The sequence below is a fragment of the Aliivibrio wodanis genome (assembly GCF_052920805.1).
Window position 1 is genome coordinate 275,986 of the sequence record NZ_JBREXA010000001.1, and the last position, 16,566, is coordinate 292,551.

Sequence of the window (16,566 nt, forward strand, 5' to 3'; positions counted from 1 at the left end):
GTGGTCAAGTAAAACTGGCCACCGTTTTATATTCTAACCAATATTGTTGCTCTGCAAGGTTAGGTGGTAATCCATCATTGTGCTGATGAGGCCTGATATTACTGAAGTAACCAATTATATATTTGGTTATTGAATGTTTTGCTTCAGCAAAACTTTTATATCCATTCTTAGGAACCCATTCACTTTTTAAACTTCTAAAGAATCTTTCCATTGGACTATTATCCCAGCAATTACCACGACGACTCATGCTTTGAGTTATTTGATATTGCCATAATTTTTGCCTGAACTTTAAACTTGTATAGTGGCAACCTTGATCGCTATGGAACATGACATTTGATGGTTTTCCTCGTAATTCATACGCTATTGAAAGTGCTTTCGCTGTAAGGTTACTATCAGGTGAAAGTGACAATGACCAACCAATCGGTTTTCGTGAAAATAGGTCAATAACAACAGCTAAATAAGCCCACCTTGTACCAATCCAAATGTAAGTGACATCACCACACCAAATTTGATTTGGTTGCTTAACGTCAAATTGTCGTTTCAATAAATTAGGGGCAATAATACTCTCATGATCCGCTTTCTTATAATTATGCTTCGGTATTTGCGTGCTTACTAAATTAAGCAATTTCATTAACTTAGTCGCACGATAGCGGCTAAGTGGTATCCCTCTTTGGGATACCATTTTTGCTATACTTCTCGCCCCAGCAGAGCCATTACTAATGCGATGTACTTCTTTAACTTCTGAGTATAGCTCTAATAATTCACCGTCAATATTTCTTGGTTTTGCCTTCCAATACTTATAACTACTCCGATGAATACCAAAGGTTTCACAAAGAATGCTTATACTGTGGCTCTGCCTGAGTTTATCTATTAATGCGAATTGTTCAGTGAGTCTGACATCAACAGAGCCGTAGCCTTTTTTAGTATTTCATTATGCTCCTCGAGACGAGCAAGTTTCTTTTTTAACTCGCGAATTTCTATTTGTTCGGGAGTGATGGGAGATGCCGCTGGCATCACTCCACTTAACTCATCTTTTAGCTGCTGAACCCACTTAGTCATCGCGGATTTACTTACGTTCATAACCTGGGAAGCTTCAGTAATTGAGTATCCTTGCTCAATGACTAACTGAGCGGCTTCTAACTTGTATGTTGCGCTATAGTTCTTTCTTGGACGTTTTGTCATTATGTACACCTATTTAATTCTGAAATGATTATATCATTTCTAATTAGGTGGCCAAATTCACTATGCCACTACATCTGTCTCTTTAGTCGTGTAAGACAAGTAGAGTAGGGTTTGGTTATCTTTATCGTAGATACGTCTTACTTTCATTGATTTGAAGAAAATACTTTTCGATTGCTTAAATACAATCTCACCAGATTTACTTTTGTCGATACTTGCAATCATCTCAGGAGTTATGTCACCAGTTTGACGACAAGAAATAGAACTATCACTTGGGTCAGCAAGACTGAAATCTGCTTCAACAGAGGCGATATGGCAGGTTATCCCTGGAATTTTGTCATCATCTAAGTTTGAGATCTTGATGTCTTTAGATATGCACCATATTACGAAACCATTTTTATGATACATAGAAATGGTTGTGTTAAGCTGTGTTTATCGTGGTCAAAGCAAGGTAGAACAAGGGATTATTGATGTTTTCATTCGACAAGAATTTATACAAAGGGATCTGTATCCCTTATGCTCGATTCTCGACAAAGAGCCAATCAAAGGTCGGTAAAAAATCCCTTGAACGTCAATTAGGCGAAGCAAGAAGATACGCAGATCAGAATAATCTATTTATCAATGAAGACCTGATTTTCGCTGACAAAGGCGTATCGGGTCGATCTCTAAGTGGCAATCTTGCAAAGGCTTTTAAGAAAGGTCAAATGCAAGTTATGCTTGCTATGCTCGATGATGTTCCTGCCGAAGAAAGGCAGTTTGTTTTTATCACTTTTCACAACTTCGACCGTTTTAGTCGTATGTCACCTGACGATGCACAAGCCTATTTCAATCTGATTTTACAGAAGGGCTTTAACATTATCACTACTATCGATAATCAGCTCTATACTCGCAATAACAAAAGCCTAAGCAGTATGATTATCAGTATCATTAAAATGACTACGGCTTGGCAAGAAAGCGAAGTAAAAAGTATCTATGTCAAAGATGCGTTAGCACGTAAGAAAGAGATTGTTGATTACCTCTACAACCACCCATCACAAAAAGGTAAGCACAAACACATTGGCGTTGTGCAACCGTCCATCCCTCGTTGGATTAAACAAGAGAACATTACTTACGAATATGTTGATCAGAATGGGTTGAAAAAGGTTGATACCTTCAAGCGTTTCTCTCTTCATGAACAGAAAGCAAAGATAGTCCAGTATATCTTCGAACTGAGATTAAGCGGTTTGGGTCATACACGAATCAGTCAAAGGTTGAACGAAGAAGGGATACCCGTATTCGATCAGGGCAAGTTCAAAGAAGCTAAACACTGGCATGGTTATGCAATACAAAACATTCTTGTGAATGAGAAAGTGTTAGGTCATCTCGTTCTCAAATCTTACAAAGAAGAAGAGTTTCTTTGTGAAGAATCTAAGACTTTTAAAAAGCGAAAAGTCCCTGTTGATTCGACTGGAAAGCTTCACAACTACTATCCTGCTGCTGTTACAGAAGATATGTTTATCAGAGCGAATAACGTTCAGTTGAAGAAAAAATCAAAACCCAAACCGATTGGTAGAATTGGAGAGCGAACCAATATTTTTGCTCGAATCATGGTTTGTTCTTGTGGCGGTTCATTGCAATACCATAGAACTGTTAAGAAGTTCAAAAATCACGAACGTATCAAAGAGTATTTACGCTGTTTGAATGCCCAGTATAAAAACAAGTGTAATTGTTCTGGTATCAATTATACAGAGCTTGAAGAGTCGTTTTTCAGGTTTGTTAATCATTTAGATTTTCGTTCGATCTGTGCGATTGGTGCAGGTTCAGTTGATAATAAAATTCAATCAATTGAAATGCAGATTTCAGAAAGTGAAACAGTATTTAACAAGCTTAAATTGACTAAACAAGGTCTTGAAAAAACTTTTAACTCTGCGATTGAAAAAGGTATGGATGCTACGTTTGTATTAAATTCAATCTCTCAAAATGATATACAACAAAAAGAAGTTAAGTCAAAAATTGAAGATCTTGGACTACACATTAAAAAGTTAGAACTATCAAAACAGAATACAGTCGATGAGATTATCGATATGCAAGCCTATTCGAAAGATTTGAAAAAGGCTGACATGGATACGAAAATTAAAATGAGAAAGAAGATAAACGACTTTCTTTCTTCTCATATCGAACATATGGAAGTTTGTTCAAATGACTATCAAAGATTCGTCATTGTGTGTTTCGGAGATAACATAATTAGAACGTATGCATATTCTGATAATTTCGCTTCTGATCTAATGTTTAATTCAATAAAAGTGAATTTTGAAGGTTTGAATGCAACGCAATCAAAGTTTTTGTTCGTCAATTATTTAAAAATAATCCGTGAATCATTGAAAGGTGAGCGTGGTGCGGTTTCTCGATTAGATATGTTAAATGATTTAAAGCAAGCAAAAGAGCTTTACTATAATAACTTGGGGATCGAATTATGATTGATATTAGCTTTGACAAAACGTTATACAAAGGGATCTGTATTCCTTACGCTCGTTTTTCGTCTGAGCAACAAGCTGAAATTGGTCGTAAATCCTTAGAACGTCAGATTGGTGAAGCAAAGCGATATGCAATTCAAAATGATTTGTTTCTTAATGATGATCTAATCTTCGCTGACAAAGGTGTTTCTGGTTATGCGCTTCAAGGTGGTGTCGCTAAAACATTTGAGAAAGGTCAGATGTTTACAATGCTTTCGCTACTTCAAAAAATTTCTGCGCAAGAGCGTCAAAATGTCTATATCACTTTCCACAACTTCGACCGATTCAGTCGTATGTCGCCCGACGAGGCACAGAAGCATTTTAAAGAGATCTTGAATCAGGGTTTCAATATCGTAACCACGATTGACGATTGTGTTTATACAAGAAAAGACACTGATATGGATAAGATGATTCTGTCAATTATTCATATGTGTTCTGCATACTACGAAAGTGAAGTTAAGAGTAAATATGTTTTAGACGCTTATCAGCGTAAAAGAGACGTTATCGAGTATCTTTACAACTCGCCAAGTCAAAAGGGTAAACACAAGCACATAGGAATCAAAGCTTACTGTCCAACGTGGATTAAAAGTGAAGAGGTTATTTATAAATATGTAGCTGCTGACGGTAGCGAAAAGCTTGAAGCTTTGTATCAATTCTCTGTCGATGAAGATAAAGCTAAGGTAATCAACAAAATCTTTGATATGAAAATTGCTGGCTTAGGTCATATCAAGATCTGTAAGCAGTTAAATGATAGTGGTGTTGACACTTTTCAGAAGGGCAATTATCGAAAAGCAAAAAAATGGCATACCTTCTCAATTCATAACCTTTTCAAAAATGAACATGTTATTGGTCACACGTTCCTAAATCAGCGTAGAAGCGTTGATTCTTTTGATGAAGGGGAAAACCAGTTCAAAACAGAACAGGTTAAGCAGATCGCCACTGCAAAGCTTCACGACTATTATCCTTCTGTTGTGAGTGAAGATAAATTTCGTTTGGCTATGAAAACTCTTGAAGATAACAAAAGCAGTGAAACAAGATCAGAGGGTAAGGATAAGACACATTTGTTTTCGCAACTAATGAAATGTAGTTGTGGTGGTCAAATGGTCTTTAAGTCAACGAAAAAGAAGAACGTCAAAAAGGTTGACGATTATTTTGAGTATATGCGTTGTGAACGTTCAATTTTGAATGATGGTTGCGAAGCAGGGAATATCAATTACAAGGCGTTTGAACTGCAATTTGTTAAGTATGCTAGACACATAGACATAGAATTAATTGTGAGTGATTTGAACGAAACGTTGAATGATGAGTATTCATTGTTGTCTGGAAAGTTAAGCAATGCCTTAAAAGAACAAGATAAAGCGAAGTTGAAAGCAAAGGGATTATCTAAAACGTTTAACTCTGCTATAAACCAAGGTTTAGACGGATCATTTGTCTTAGACCAGATAGGGGAGAATGATAAACGTTTGGGGCAATTAGCAATTGAAATTGCAGATCTCGAAAGAGGGTTACGAAGTGCAAAACCAACAGAAACAAATGTTGAGATTCCAACATTAAATAAACTACTTAAATCGTCCAATTTTGAAGATGTGTTGAAAGCACGAAAAAAAATCAACTCTTACTTAAAAACTAAAATCCGTTGGTTAGAAGTTTGTTCAACCAAATACCATAAGTTTGTTATTGTTTGTATGGTTGACAATAAAATCAGAACATTTGCTTATCAAGATGAGTTCGCATCAGATTTAATGTTCAACTCAATTAAAATAAATACAAATAGTTTATCAAAAAACTTGGCTGACGGTTTAATAATTCAACTCATCCAGACTGTTCGATTATCTTTACAGGGTAAAACAGAAGTTGTTTCAAATAATGATTTAATTAAATATATCGCAGAAGTAAAAGAAAATTATATTTTGCACTATGTTGATTAATATACTCAGATAGTTAATTTATTGATTTTTAAAAGAAACAAAAAATAAATAAAAGTCAAGTATTTCAATGAAAATATATTGACTTTTTGAAATTAAAACATTATAGTTATTTGCGTTAACTCGCTCTTATATCTATTAATTTGAACTATGAAAGGAAAAGCTATGAAAGAATAAATAAAAGAGCACCGATAAAAAGGTGATAAATGACATTAAAAGAAATCCGTGAGGATCACGTAAACAAAAACTGGAAGGAGAACAATTTAAGCTTTCAAGAAATGATAATCAAATCTATTGAGGTTATCGAAATACATAAGTTTAAAAGAAAAGGGAAAATTGATTATGCTTTCTCAAATGAGACTGTCGAAATCTAAATAAAAAGATCAACATTTTTAATGTTGGTCTTTTTTTATGCTGATACATAAGTCCTTTTATGTTAAAATTAATGTATGTTAGAAGGGGATTAAATATGGCTGTTACACATTATAGTATTTATAGGTCTGGACATTACAAAGCTGTAAAAAACTCGATTGATATAGCTTCTGAACTCAATTCAGAAAATGTTTCAAAGCGATATTATTCGAACAATGTTGAAGAAAGCGATTCTAAAACATTTGTTGATTATCTTTTAGAACAGCTTATCTCTAATTTTGGATCTGATTATTTTTATAGAACAGAAGTTGTCGAAGTGTTCAACCCTGTAAAATCACAAGTAAATACAGCATTGCAAGCCGATCAGGATTTGTTAGAAGGTGTTAATATTAGAGGATTCGAACACCTTTTAGAGATTAATATTGATTTTATAGCCAATCTTTATCCTGAAAGGTTCAAGTCGTTTGAAGACACAGAATCACTATTTGAATATTTGTGCAGCTATCCTACTATCAAGTATATTTTCGATTATAAACATATCGAAATAGTTAAAGGTTATGAAGTTTTGGAACATTACAAGTCATCGAAGCAAGATATTTGAATTAAGGGATTATTTGCTATGAAGTATGGAATCGAAGATATTAGAGACGAGTCTAAAAAGTTTTAGAACAATATTCTAGTAAAGAATTTGAACGACTTAATCTTAATGATTTAGTGATATTAGAAACAGAGTATCAGCATCAAAAAAAGGTTTTTGATAATCAATTGATTATCAATTTACCAGATTTTTCAAAAGCTATGATGGCTAAAAGCTTTTTCGAATTTGACGGAAGAAAACTATCAATTAGGGTATTAGATAAATTTTTTGATAGAATTATCGAAGATTCAAATGAGGAATTTCAATTGAGTTTTTGTATTGAACCTCACTATCAAAAAATTGTTGATTTTCTTGAAATATAAAAACAAAAAAAGAGAAACACAATATCTCTATTGTGTTTTTTCTTAGTAACCTTTGCATTCTTTTGACGTTGTGCTTTTGTTACAAGCTATTGTTTGTTTGCAAAGTGCAATATCTGAATTACTTAGTCCGTGATAATTCCTTTTTTGAAAACTATAATAATTTTGTGTTTTGTTTTCAAAAGGGTTATTCGGATATCCAGTAAAACATTTTGTATAAATGTTTCCTTCATAAACTTCTGAAAAATACCAGATACCTTCTTTTACTTGTAAATTTGTTGAAGAAAAAGCATTCATACTGAAAATACTCAATCCAATCAATAATAATTTTTTCATAATTAAAACCTCCGTTGATTACATATAAGCATATTATTATAATAAATCAACAGTTGTGAATGAGTGGCTTTTTTAAGCTTTAAGCTTACGTTGAGATTTCTTAGTTTTTTTAACTTCCAATTTTTTATCTTCAAGATCTAAACTAACAGGTTCTAATTCCAAAAGGTCTTTCTGTTCTTGTTTTTGGGTCTTGATACTATACTCACTCAATTTATCTTTAAGAATCAAAGATAGTTCTTTCTCTAACTCGACATTGCCTTTCTCAACTACAAAAACAGTGCCGTGTTCGTTATTTTTGTAACCTACTATTGGAGTGTCAACAAATTGTTTAAACTCTTCAAAATCGTCAGAAATGGTTTTGATATCGGTATTGAAGCTCAACAAACATTGTTCATCGAGATCATTAACATAATCGAACTTCTTTTTGTAATTAGAAACATTATCGAGAAAGTCTTTTACGCCTTTCGAAGAAGCTGACACGCATTTCATTACTTCTTGTGGATTATCTTTCGCCCATCCAGAAATGTATGACTCACTTTGTAAGCTTTCACCTTTGATATTGTAATTTGCCAAGATAGCCATAGTTGCAAGCTCAGTTGTAACTTCTTCTTTTGAGAAAGCTACTGAACCACTCATGCCGCTAAGATCACGACCTGTCTTAAAGCCAATACTATGCTGTAATTCGTGCGTTTCAGTAGACAGTGCGTGATAGTCAGATTTGTATTTAATATTCTTAGGCACGTTAATAGAGTAATCGCTAGGAGCGAAGAACGCAGGGGCTTTCTCAACCTGATTTACGCTAATCCCTTGTTCTAAAATCATTGCTTGTCTATGTGTAGCTTTGATTAACTTGTATTTGAGATTGATACCTTCTTCGGGCATTACATCACCTTTTCGTGCTTTTTCATAATTCATTATATCTCTATGCTTTCTAGACAGAGTTTTAATCGTATCATTAGTCATTAAATGATGAATCTGAGAAATATTAAAAACTTGATAATTTTGTTTTCCTGCAAAACGTTTCTCAAATCCTTTTGCTTTTAAAGCAAGATCGTCTAATTTTTGTAACTCTTTTATTTTTTCTTTATTAAAGATCTCGTTTGAATCTTTATCGTAGAATTTGAACTTACTGAAACTCGCTACGTCAAATTTAGAACCTTTTGGAATCCAGAAATCTGGATTGAATTTTGGATAATCTAATTTAATCTTTTCTATTTTATCTTGGTCTAGTTTGAGAGGTTCAATGATTTCTTCTTGTATCTGATTTTTGGTCATGTAGACATTATATGCATATTGATTATTCAGTTGAGCTAAAGTTAAGTTTAAAGCGTTGTTACCGTTATATTTCCTTCCTGATGCGTTTTGAGCTATTCCAAAAATTTGAGTGTCAACCGTATACTTCTCAAACTTTACTTTATTCCCACTTTCAATATATGCAGCAACAGCGTTTGCACTATCTTGTGTTAACTTGTCAAAATAATCTTGTTGTTTTTTCGAAATGTTTTTGTTTTTTTGCTTAGTCATAGATACTCCTTTATTTATGCACTTACATAAATAAATTACCATTTCTAAAATAACAATCAAAAAACACAACTGAACATTAATGGTGGCGTTTATATTATTTACATTACTTAGTGAACATTTATTATGTGAAAGTAACGATTGGAGAGTGAATTGTTTTTGTGACTGTTTTGTTTTTTTACTTCGTAAATCTAACAAATAAAATAAATTACAAAAATAAGTAATTTATTTTACAATTTACATTGACACATTATATGTATATGGTTAAATGTAATAAAAAAGGAGATTTAAATGGATATAGAAAAAGTGTTTCTTGATTTTGGAACTATGAAAAAAGAAAAGGATTTTCATACAGAATGGTTTGACGAGATTGTATGTGATAATAGTGAATATGTTGAAACATACGGCTTTGACTCAGATCTTGAAGACGAAGAAAAATATAGTTTGTTTTTACATTCTAATCACGAAGAAGTAGATAATTGTATTAAAGATAGTTTAGTGGCTAAAATTGGTTTTGATCACAGGGGAGAACCAGTTCAAGACCAAAGTCTATCTTCTATCCCTGTATCACTTGAAGGGTCTAAAAATTGGCACAAATTAGAAGATTTATATAATAAAGACAAAGTAAAAGTTCTTGAATCATTGGATTTTGCACCGTTTCTTCAAAAAGACATGTCTATTGAAGTTGGAGGAAATGAATATAATTTCACTTTAAATGCGATTTATGAAGATCATTGTTTTAAATATTTTTTCACTGAAAGCGATGATTTCGATAATGATGATTTTATGAATATCAAAGAGCTGAAATGTTTTATAGTTAATGGGGTAAATAACTCAGAAGGTTTTGAAGCTATTTCTTCAAAAGACATTAAAATAAAAGAAGTTAATGTCAACGAAAATTATTCTGATTATGAGTTATTCCAGTTAGAAGAAATGGATCGTAATTTACCTGAAAATCATTATTTAATAATAGACAATAGAGATTATTATACGTCTGAATGGGTCTACACAACTGAGCTTTTAGACTTATATCATTCCAATATCGAAGACCATAAGCAGCTTAAAAGCCTTGTAATCAATGAATCAACAGAGATTGATAAAGAGAAGGTTGTAAAGAATGAACCAGACAAACAAAAAGTAATGAAAAGAAGAATCTAAATTGTGAACAAAAGGGAAGCTTAAAAGCTTCTTTTTGTTTTACTAATCCCTCCAAACTTATATCCATTAAAAAATAGAAAAAATCTCTAATATTTTAATCTGTAATTCCTATTAAAAAACACGTTAGTAAACCTGTTATTTTTAAAAATAATCACGCTTTCTTGAATTGTTGTTTTTGTATGCTATATAAATAATTATATAACAAGGAATTCAAATGAATATTTTAAAATACATTCCATTATTTTTGTCGGTTTTTGTAATGGGTTGCCAGATTGAAGAACCAAAAGACAACAATTGCTTAAAAAGTTTGGAAGATTACACGATTTACAATCCTGTTAACTGCAAATCTCTTGACCGAATGAGTGATTACATTCAAGTCTACGATAATAAGAATCTGAGATATGATACTTATGTAGAGAATGAATTTATCGATCAAAGCAAAGCTAATAATAAAAATCTAATTATTAAAAAACAATTGGTCAAAAGTGATAAACTTTCAGAATTAAAAGTGTTCTTTAAAGACAGTGTTTTGATTAATGGACTGATATTGATTATTTTTCTTTATGCAATAATGAAAACAGCTCAACGTAAGATCTCAAATGACAGCGTTCAACGTATCTAGAAGTGTTGGATTTTTCGCATTGTCTATCTTGTTACTGAAAATGTTAACCACAACAAATATCTATGAAATTGAGAGAAATAAAGCATTACAGAGAATGAATAACTTGTTTGCAAACGTGGTTTACTCAGCATTTTTAAAAGAGCATAAACAAGATAGTGTTACTTATGAAGATTATGCTTCAAAAGAAGCTTTATTTGACGTTGAAGCAATAAACAAGATAAATGTATGTTTAACGAATTCTGTGAAAAGTAGTGTAGCAGATTTAAGATTTAATAAATCTAGAATGGTTGAATCTGATGCTCTTGATTTTTATAGTAAGAAAAATTCTACATATTTTAAAGGCATTGAAAGTAGAGATAATAGACAGATTGCGATCTCAATGAAAAATATCGATGGATACTCAACAATATCAAAAGTTGATTTTGGTAGTTGTGGATCTATCGATTTCAATGAAAAAACAGTGAATAAGAAAATGATAGGAGTTATGAAAGATACAGGTTTCAAGAAAGCTCTTCATGACGCTATCATAAACAAGAATTTTGAACAAAACTGGAAAAAGATTGAATCTTCTTTCGAAGACCAATATCTGATCACAACTAATTCTAAAAAGGAGTTGTTAAGCCTATTTATCCTTTACGCAAATGAATATAAAAAAGGGATGATCGTTGGAAGTGTTTTAACGGATTATAGTAATGAAATAAACATTAAAGAATCGAACTTTAACAATTTGACAAGAATAATGAATGATTCTGATGTTTGGTATAAGAGTGTATCAAGCTCAAAATGCTATCAGACATACGATTTAAATCACCGCACAATCAAAGCTCAGGACATCTTTGTAACAATGAATAACTTTGACTGTGCTGATTTTAAAGTCGATAAAATTACTCCCATAAATAAAGACTCTCTAAATCCAAACACTGAAAAAGTAACAATAGATCGTAGAATTGATTCAAATATTGAAGAAGCAAAGCTACAATCTCAGAAAATGATAGATAGTTTAAATGTGGATTATGCAGTTGTTTATCATTCTTTTTACGCAATGATTGATAGAATCTACGATTATGATAATAAATTGGTCGAAATTATTAATAAAGGTGGTTTCGCAGCACCAGAATTTTTCAGATACGTTACAAGCACAAACAATGAATATAAATATCTGAATGGTGAAATTGCTAACGTTTCTAATGTCAATTATTATAATGCTTTACCTTACTTCAATAGCAATGCAAATGTAGATACAAACGTAAGTTCGAGTTTGTATGACTTAGCTTTTGTTAATCGATTTGTGACTCACACAGATGGTTTAGAAGACGATATAGCTAACACAAATGTAGCATCAGCAATTTTGGAAGAACAATTTAATCTAACAGACATAAGAATAAACACAGACGATGACTTAACTAGCAATGTAAAAAATTATGCTGATACATTGTCAAATAGCTTTAATGTTCTTAAAACGTCAATTAGTAAAATGACTTGTGTAGATGTAAAGAATTGCTATGAAGAAAACGAAGCATTTGATGGTGTTCGTGAATGGACAAACGTTCAGACACAATTAGCTTTTCAAAGCATAAATGTTATGGGAATGGGAATAACTGTTCAAATCACTGGATCTATCTACGAAATGCTGTTTGATTTGAAAGGAGAGCAGGGGAATAACAGTAAAGGTTTTACTGTTGGTAACAACAAGCCAAGTATGATGAATTCTTTGGGTTCTAGCGTGTCTAAGGTTGGTTCTATGGCAGGAACGGCAGGTATGGCTGCTTTTGTCTTCTCGCAGATAATGAGCTTATTGCACGAGATACCAGAACTTCTTTCTTTATCGACACAATATCTAATACCTATCCTTATGGGTTTTCAAGTGTTTCTGATTATTGCTGTGCTTGTGCTTGGTCTTACGACAAACACGACCATGCAAGATTACAAACAGACAGTATCAACGTTGGTGATTGTTTTGATTTCACCATTCATTACAATCTTCTCAATGCATACAGTAATTCTGTTAACGAATGTTTTGATAAACAATGTGCTAGACAACATACCAATCATTTTCTCTATGTTGTTTAACTCAATGAAAAGATTTATATATTTAGAGTGGATGACACCTGCATTTTCTGTGTTATCGCTTTTTATTGTGTTGATACTGATTGTTGTTTTCTCAATCAAGTTGAGCAGAAATATAGATTTAACTCTAAATGAACTGATTAAAAAAGGGACGAATGCGATAATAAGTAATTCTACTGATGGAATTGAAACAGCAGAGAATTTGACTTGGACTTATGCAGGAGTTAAAGGGTTAAGAACTCACTTAGCGAATAAAACACAGAGAAATAATATGAAACTTATGCGGTTAATGAAGTCGGTTAAAAATAACAAACCAGAGTAAAAATAAAAGGCACAAAATGTGCCTTTTTAATGTTAGTGCGCCGAGCATGGCGTTGTTCTAGGAGGTGGAAAGTCCTCTACGGGCTCAGTCGAACGAGAACCGTTAGCCTATGCAAGGGTGTTCACCGTGAGGTGAAATCTGAAGGAAGCAAATGGCAAAACATGGTGGTGACGAACAGAAATCTGATAGTAGGCTGTGACAACTTGGGTAACCTAGCTATAGATAGAATAACCCTATGTTTCGACGAGAAGTGTGTCGCAGTAAATCAGGCATGACCATGGGAAAGAACAGCGTCTTACCTCGGGAGATCTTAGCCTTTGTCTCAAAGAGACTAGAGCGGCAGTGATGTCACTCGACGGAAGTTAAGAAGTCAGCCGACGGCATAGTACTTTAAACCAGTACAGTTTAAAGGAAGGCCTGAACCGAATATATCAAGAAGCAGCCGCTAAACACTCAAATACGTGGAGTAACAGCAACGATGAAACCCATCACTCTGTCCCAGTTGGTAAAACCGCAAGTAGCACTGACGGTGACAAAGCGTAACAAACGTATCTGGCGTAGAAAGAAAGGCGAGTCTTGGTGAATACCTCTCAACTACTAGAGCGCATTAGCGCTCCAACTAATTTGAACGCAGCATTACGCCGAGTGAAGAGTAATAAAGGGTGTGCGGGAGTTGATAGACTCAGCATCGAAGCGACCATTAATAAACTCAAGCAAGGCGATAATGGACAACAATTGCGTCAATCCTTATTAGAAGGTAGTTATCAACCTCAACCAGTCTTGGGTGTTGAGATCCCGAAAGCTAAAGGTGGTGTCAGGCAGTTGGGAATACCAACGGTTCTAGATCGAATAGTTCAACAAGCTATCACGATAGTGTTAACAGAAGTTTATGAGCCAAAATTCTCGAAGAGTAGTTTTGGTTTTAGGCCAATGCGTAGCGCTCATAATGCCTTAGCGACAGCGAGTCAATACATCAGAGAAGGAAGAGGATACGTTGTAGATATAGATCTAGAAAAGTATTTCGATACCGTTAATCACGATAGATTGATGCATCGTTTAGCAGAAGATATTGAAGATAAACGAGTTTTGAAGTTAATTAGGTCATATTTACAAAGTGGACTGATGCGAAATGGGATAATAGAGTGTAGACAAAGAGGAACCCCACAAGGTGGTCCTCTGTCACCTTTACTATCTAATATAGTATTAGATGAGCTAGATAAAGAGCTAGAACGTAGAGGGCATAAGTTCTGTCGATATGCAGACGATTGCCAAATCTATGTGAGTAGTCAGGAAGCTGCAGAGAGAGTCAAAGACTCGATCACCGTATTCTTAGAGCATAAACTGAAACTCAAGGTTAACCGAGAGAAAAGTGCGGCGACAAGAATAACGGAGCGCAGTTATCTAAGCCACAGTTTTAGTTACTCAGGTCAGATCCGTCTATCAAAAGAGGCGAAAGCAAGAATGAAAAAGCGGGTCAGAGAGATAACGAAACGAAATCGAGGAAGAGAGTTAAAGGCAATAATAAAAGAATTAACTCAATATCTTAGAGGATGGCAACACTACTTTAAATTGGCTTTAAAACCGAGTGTAATGGGAACTCTAGACAGTTGGATAAGACGCCGACTTCGGAGCTACCGCCTGAAGCAGAGAAAGCGAAAATACAGCATAGCGATGTGGCTACGCCAAGAGGGTGTAAGCGAGCGAAATGCTTGGAAATTAGCGATGTCAGATAAAGGTTGGTGGAGACTCTCAAGAACACCTCAAGTGAATCATGCACTTCCAAACGTAAAACTGATGGAGATGGGATTATACTCATTATTGGATGGGTATAAGGCACTGAAAATGTATTCGGAACCGCCGTATGCGACCCACGCTTGTACGGTGGTGTGAGAGGACGGAGGCCGCGAGGCCTCCTCCTACTCGATTTGTAAATAATTATTAAAAGGAGAGTTTAACCTCTCCTTTATGATATATAACTTACTAACATCGAGTTATTTAACTGGACCTAATACTCTGTTTAAATACTCGTCATCGTCACTTCCATCAAGTTTTTTAGCTTCTTGAGCAGAGTCTGTTAGAGTTTAATATCGATCTCATATAAACACCAAGAAGTAAATCTATATCACTATGTTTGTAATTACTAATGTTTTTCTGTGTAAATGTTCTAGGGTGTGCTTGTTTTAATTTTTTGAATGAATACGTCTTATCGTCTTTATTGTAAACATATTCAACTGCAGCTTTTGCATAATTAACATGAACAAAACTAATTTCACGTTTACCTCCTGTTGAATCTAAAATAATAGCGACTGGCTTATCTTCGTCATGCTTTAACTCCACTGTGCCATATTTAGCACTTTTAGTTGAAAAATCGTCAAGAAGAATTCGTTCATATTCAAAATTAACAGAATCAGAGATCATTTTACGTAAATGCGATGTACTTATTTTATTGTAAGCTTTTAGTTTATTTTCATCAATATTTTCTTCAAATAAAGCTAACTTCGTGCTTATAGAGTCTTCTTGTTCCTTAATCTTTTTCTCGTTATTTTCTTTGACACTTTTCAAGCCTCTTTCAGTAACACCTAATCGAGAACTGATTTCTTTTATCGCTGCTTTGTTTGCCTTTTTTTGAGTTTTTAGGATTTTTGAATAATCAACAGGTGTAACGTCTTGTTTTTTCATTTTCCATTCACCCATTTTAGGGTATTCAACGACAAGTGTATCGATCTGTTTGTCAACAAGAGATATAAACTCTGGGTCATCTTTTAAATGTTTGATAATTTCTGGGTCGAATTTTTTAAAAAAGTTTGTTGTTACACAAAGTGTTGGGTTTACTTGTTTGTAATAAGCACTTTTAATTGGTTTATCTTCATTATAAACAAAGCCTTCACCTTTACATGTTTTTTCTTTCATTGAAGATTTACTTACACTTTTTAAATCAAATCTTTTAACTTCAAAATTATTTTCTGTAATGTATTTATTAACATACTCAAAAACATCTTTATTAACATTTTCTGCTGCTGTTTCTGCGTTTTGAAGGGTTTTTTCTGTTTTCATTTGTTCTTCACGGACGACATTGGCTTCTGAATAATATGCTTCATTTTTAGCTAAAATTGTTTTTTCTTCTTCTCGAAGTTTTGCTAAATATTCAGTTTCTCTTTTGATTTCATTTTGTTTCATTTCGTTTACGATGGGATCGATATTTTTCAAACTATCTTTATAAGAGGTAAAAGCGAGTTGTAGTGAAATTAGGCGAATGTTATCTTCACTGAAATAATGCTTATAAGTGTGAAAATCAGGAAAATCTTCGTCTTTAGGAATTTCGTCAAAGCTTGAAAAATCACTTCCTAGTGTTAAATCACGAAACCAAGGTTCTGTCTGTTGTCTAATTTTTTTAGCTGCTTCAATATCTTCAGCTTCAATATAAAATACAGTTCTTTCAACTTGGTCATTAGGCATAGCAAGAAGACCATCTTTTGATAATGTAATATCACCACCAAAGAATGCATTGGCAGAGAATGAAAAACTTGCTGCTATTGCTAAACTGATAACTTGTTTACTTGTATACATATAAATCCTTAAATTATTTCCATTTCAGAGTGATATAGATAGACGAAT

General features: G+C 33.5%; 13 protein-coding genes and 1 pseudogene. 9 read left to right on the forward strand and 5 right to left on the reverse strand.

The features are described from left to right. Window positions 1–4: 4 nt before the first annotated feature. Both ACU5DF_RS01230 and ACU5DF_RS01235 read right to left on the reverse strand, forming a co-directional pair. A protein-coding gene (locus tag ACU5DF_RS01230) for an IS3 family transposase (protein ID WP_446711485.1) occupies window positions 5–1,182 on the reverse strand; the annotation gives its coding sequence in 2 pieces (ribosomal slippage) (window positions 5–915 and window positions 915–1,182; 1,179 coding nt in all). 72 nt (window positions 1,183–1,254) lie between these two features. After that, a pseudogene (locus ACU5DF_RS01235) lies at window positions 1,255–1,587 on the reverse strand (CreA family protein); the annotation flags it as partial. Between the two features lie 62 nt (window positions 1,588–1,649). On the opposite strand from ACU5DF_RS01235, the gene ACU5DF_RS01240 reads away from it, so the two are divergent. From ACU5DF_RS01240 to ACU5DF_RS01260, 5 genes are all read left to right on the forward strand, one after another. Further along, window positions 1,650–3,635 (forward strand): recombinase family protein, encoded by a 1,986-nt coding sequence (locus ACU5DF_RS01240; protein ID WP_446711486.1) that lies wholly within the window; start codon window positions 1,650–1,652, stop codon window positions 3,633–3,635. Further along, the gene (locus ACU5DF_RS01245; RefSeq protein WP_446711487.1) at window positions 3,632–5,599 is read left to right on the forward strand and encodes a recombinase family protein; all 1,968 of its coding nucleotides are present in this window, start codon (window positions 3,632–3,634) and stop codon (window positions 5,597–5,599) included. The genes ACU5DF_RS01240 and ACU5DF_RS01245 overlap by 4 nt, the downstream gene beginning before the upstream one ends. 203 nt (window positions 5,600–5,802) lie before the next feature. Then, window positions 5,803–5,970 (forward strand): hypothetical protein, encoded by a 168-nt coding sequence (locus tag ACU5DF_RS01250; protein ID WP_446711488.1) that lies wholly within the window; start codon window positions 5,803–5,805, stop codon window positions 5,968–5,970. A gap of 95 nt (window positions 5,971–6,065) precedes the next feature. After that, entirely contained in the window at window positions 6,066–6,569 is a 504-nt protein-coding gene (locus ACU5DF_RS01255; RefSeq protein WP_446711489.1) for a hypothetical protein, read from the forward strand. A gap of 113 nt (window positions 6,570–6,682) precedes the next feature. Beyond that, window positions 6,683–6,928, forward strand: a complete 246-nt coding sequence (locus ACU5DF_RS01260) for a hypothetical protein (RefSeq protein WP_446711490.1) — start codon at window positions 6,683–6,685, stop codon at window positions 6,926–6,928. A 42-nt stretch (window positions 6,929–6,970) separates the two neighbouring features. Here the strand turns inward: ACU5DF_RS01260 and ACU5DF_RS01265 are convergent, their stop codons facing one another. Both ACU5DF_RS01265 and ACU5DF_RS01270 read right to left on the reverse strand, forming a co-directional pair. Next, complete coding sequence (locus ACU5DF_RS01265) at window positions 6,971–7,261, reverse strand: hypothetical protein (RefSeq protein WP_446711491.1); 291 nt, start codon at window positions 7,259–7,261, stop codon at window positions 6,971–6,973. 72 nt (window positions 7,262–7,333) lie between these two features. Beyond that, window positions 7,334–8,785, reverse strand: a complete 1,452-nt coding sequence (locus tag ACU5DF_RS01270; protein WP_446711492.1) for a zincin-like metallopeptidase domain-containing protein — start codon at window positions 8,783–8,785, stop codon at window positions 7,334–7,336. Window positions 8,786–9,073: 288 nt separating this feature from the next. On the opposite strand from ACU5DF_RS01270, the gene ACU5DF_RS01275 reads away from it, so the two are divergent. The 4 genes from ACU5DF_RS01275 to ltrA all read left to right on the forward strand — a co-directional run bounded on the left by ACU5DF_RS01275 (window position 9,074) and on the right by ltrA (window position 14,841). Further along, window positions 9,074–9,940: a hypothetical protein gene (locus ACU5DF_RS01275; protein WP_446711493.1), complete on the forward strand. Its 867-nt coding sequence runs from the start codon at window positions 9,074–9,076 to the stop codon at window positions 9,938–9,940. Between the two features lie 214 nt (window positions 9,941–10,154). After that, the gene (locus tag ACU5DF_RS01280) at window positions 10,155–10,562 is read left to right on the forward strand and encodes a hypothetical protein (protein WP_446711494.1); all 408 of its coding nucleotides are present in this window, start codon (window positions 10,155–10,157) and stop codon (window positions 10,560–10,562) included. Beyond that, complete coding sequence (locus tag ACU5DF_RS01285; protein WP_446711495.1) at window positions 10,540–12,951, forward strand: hypothetical protein; 2,412 nt, start codon at window positions 10,540–10,542, stop codon at window positions 12,949–12,951. Before ACU5DF_RS01280 ends, ACU5DF_RS01285 begins: the two co-directional genes overlap by 23 nt. A 579-nt stretch (window positions 12,952–13,530) precedes the next feature. Then, window positions 13,531–14,841 carry a group II intron reverse transcriptase/maturase gene (ltrA, locus tag ACU5DF_RS01290; RefSeq protein ID WP_446711496.1) on the forward strand — a complete coding sequence of 437 codons (1,311 nt, stop codon included), beginning with the start codon at window positions 13,531–13,533 and terminating at the stop codon, window positions 14,839–14,841. 162 nt (window positions 14,842–15,003) lie between these two features. Here ltrA and ACU5DF_RS01295 read toward each other — a convergent pair whose 3' ends face one another. After that, window positions 15,004–16,518 (reverse strand): hypothetical protein, encoded by a 1,515-nt coding sequence (locus ACU5DF_RS01295; RefSeq protein ID WP_446711497.1) that lies wholly within the window; start codon window positions 16,516–16,518, stop codon window positions 15,004–15,006. Window positions 16,519–16,566 lie beyond the last annotated feature (48 nt).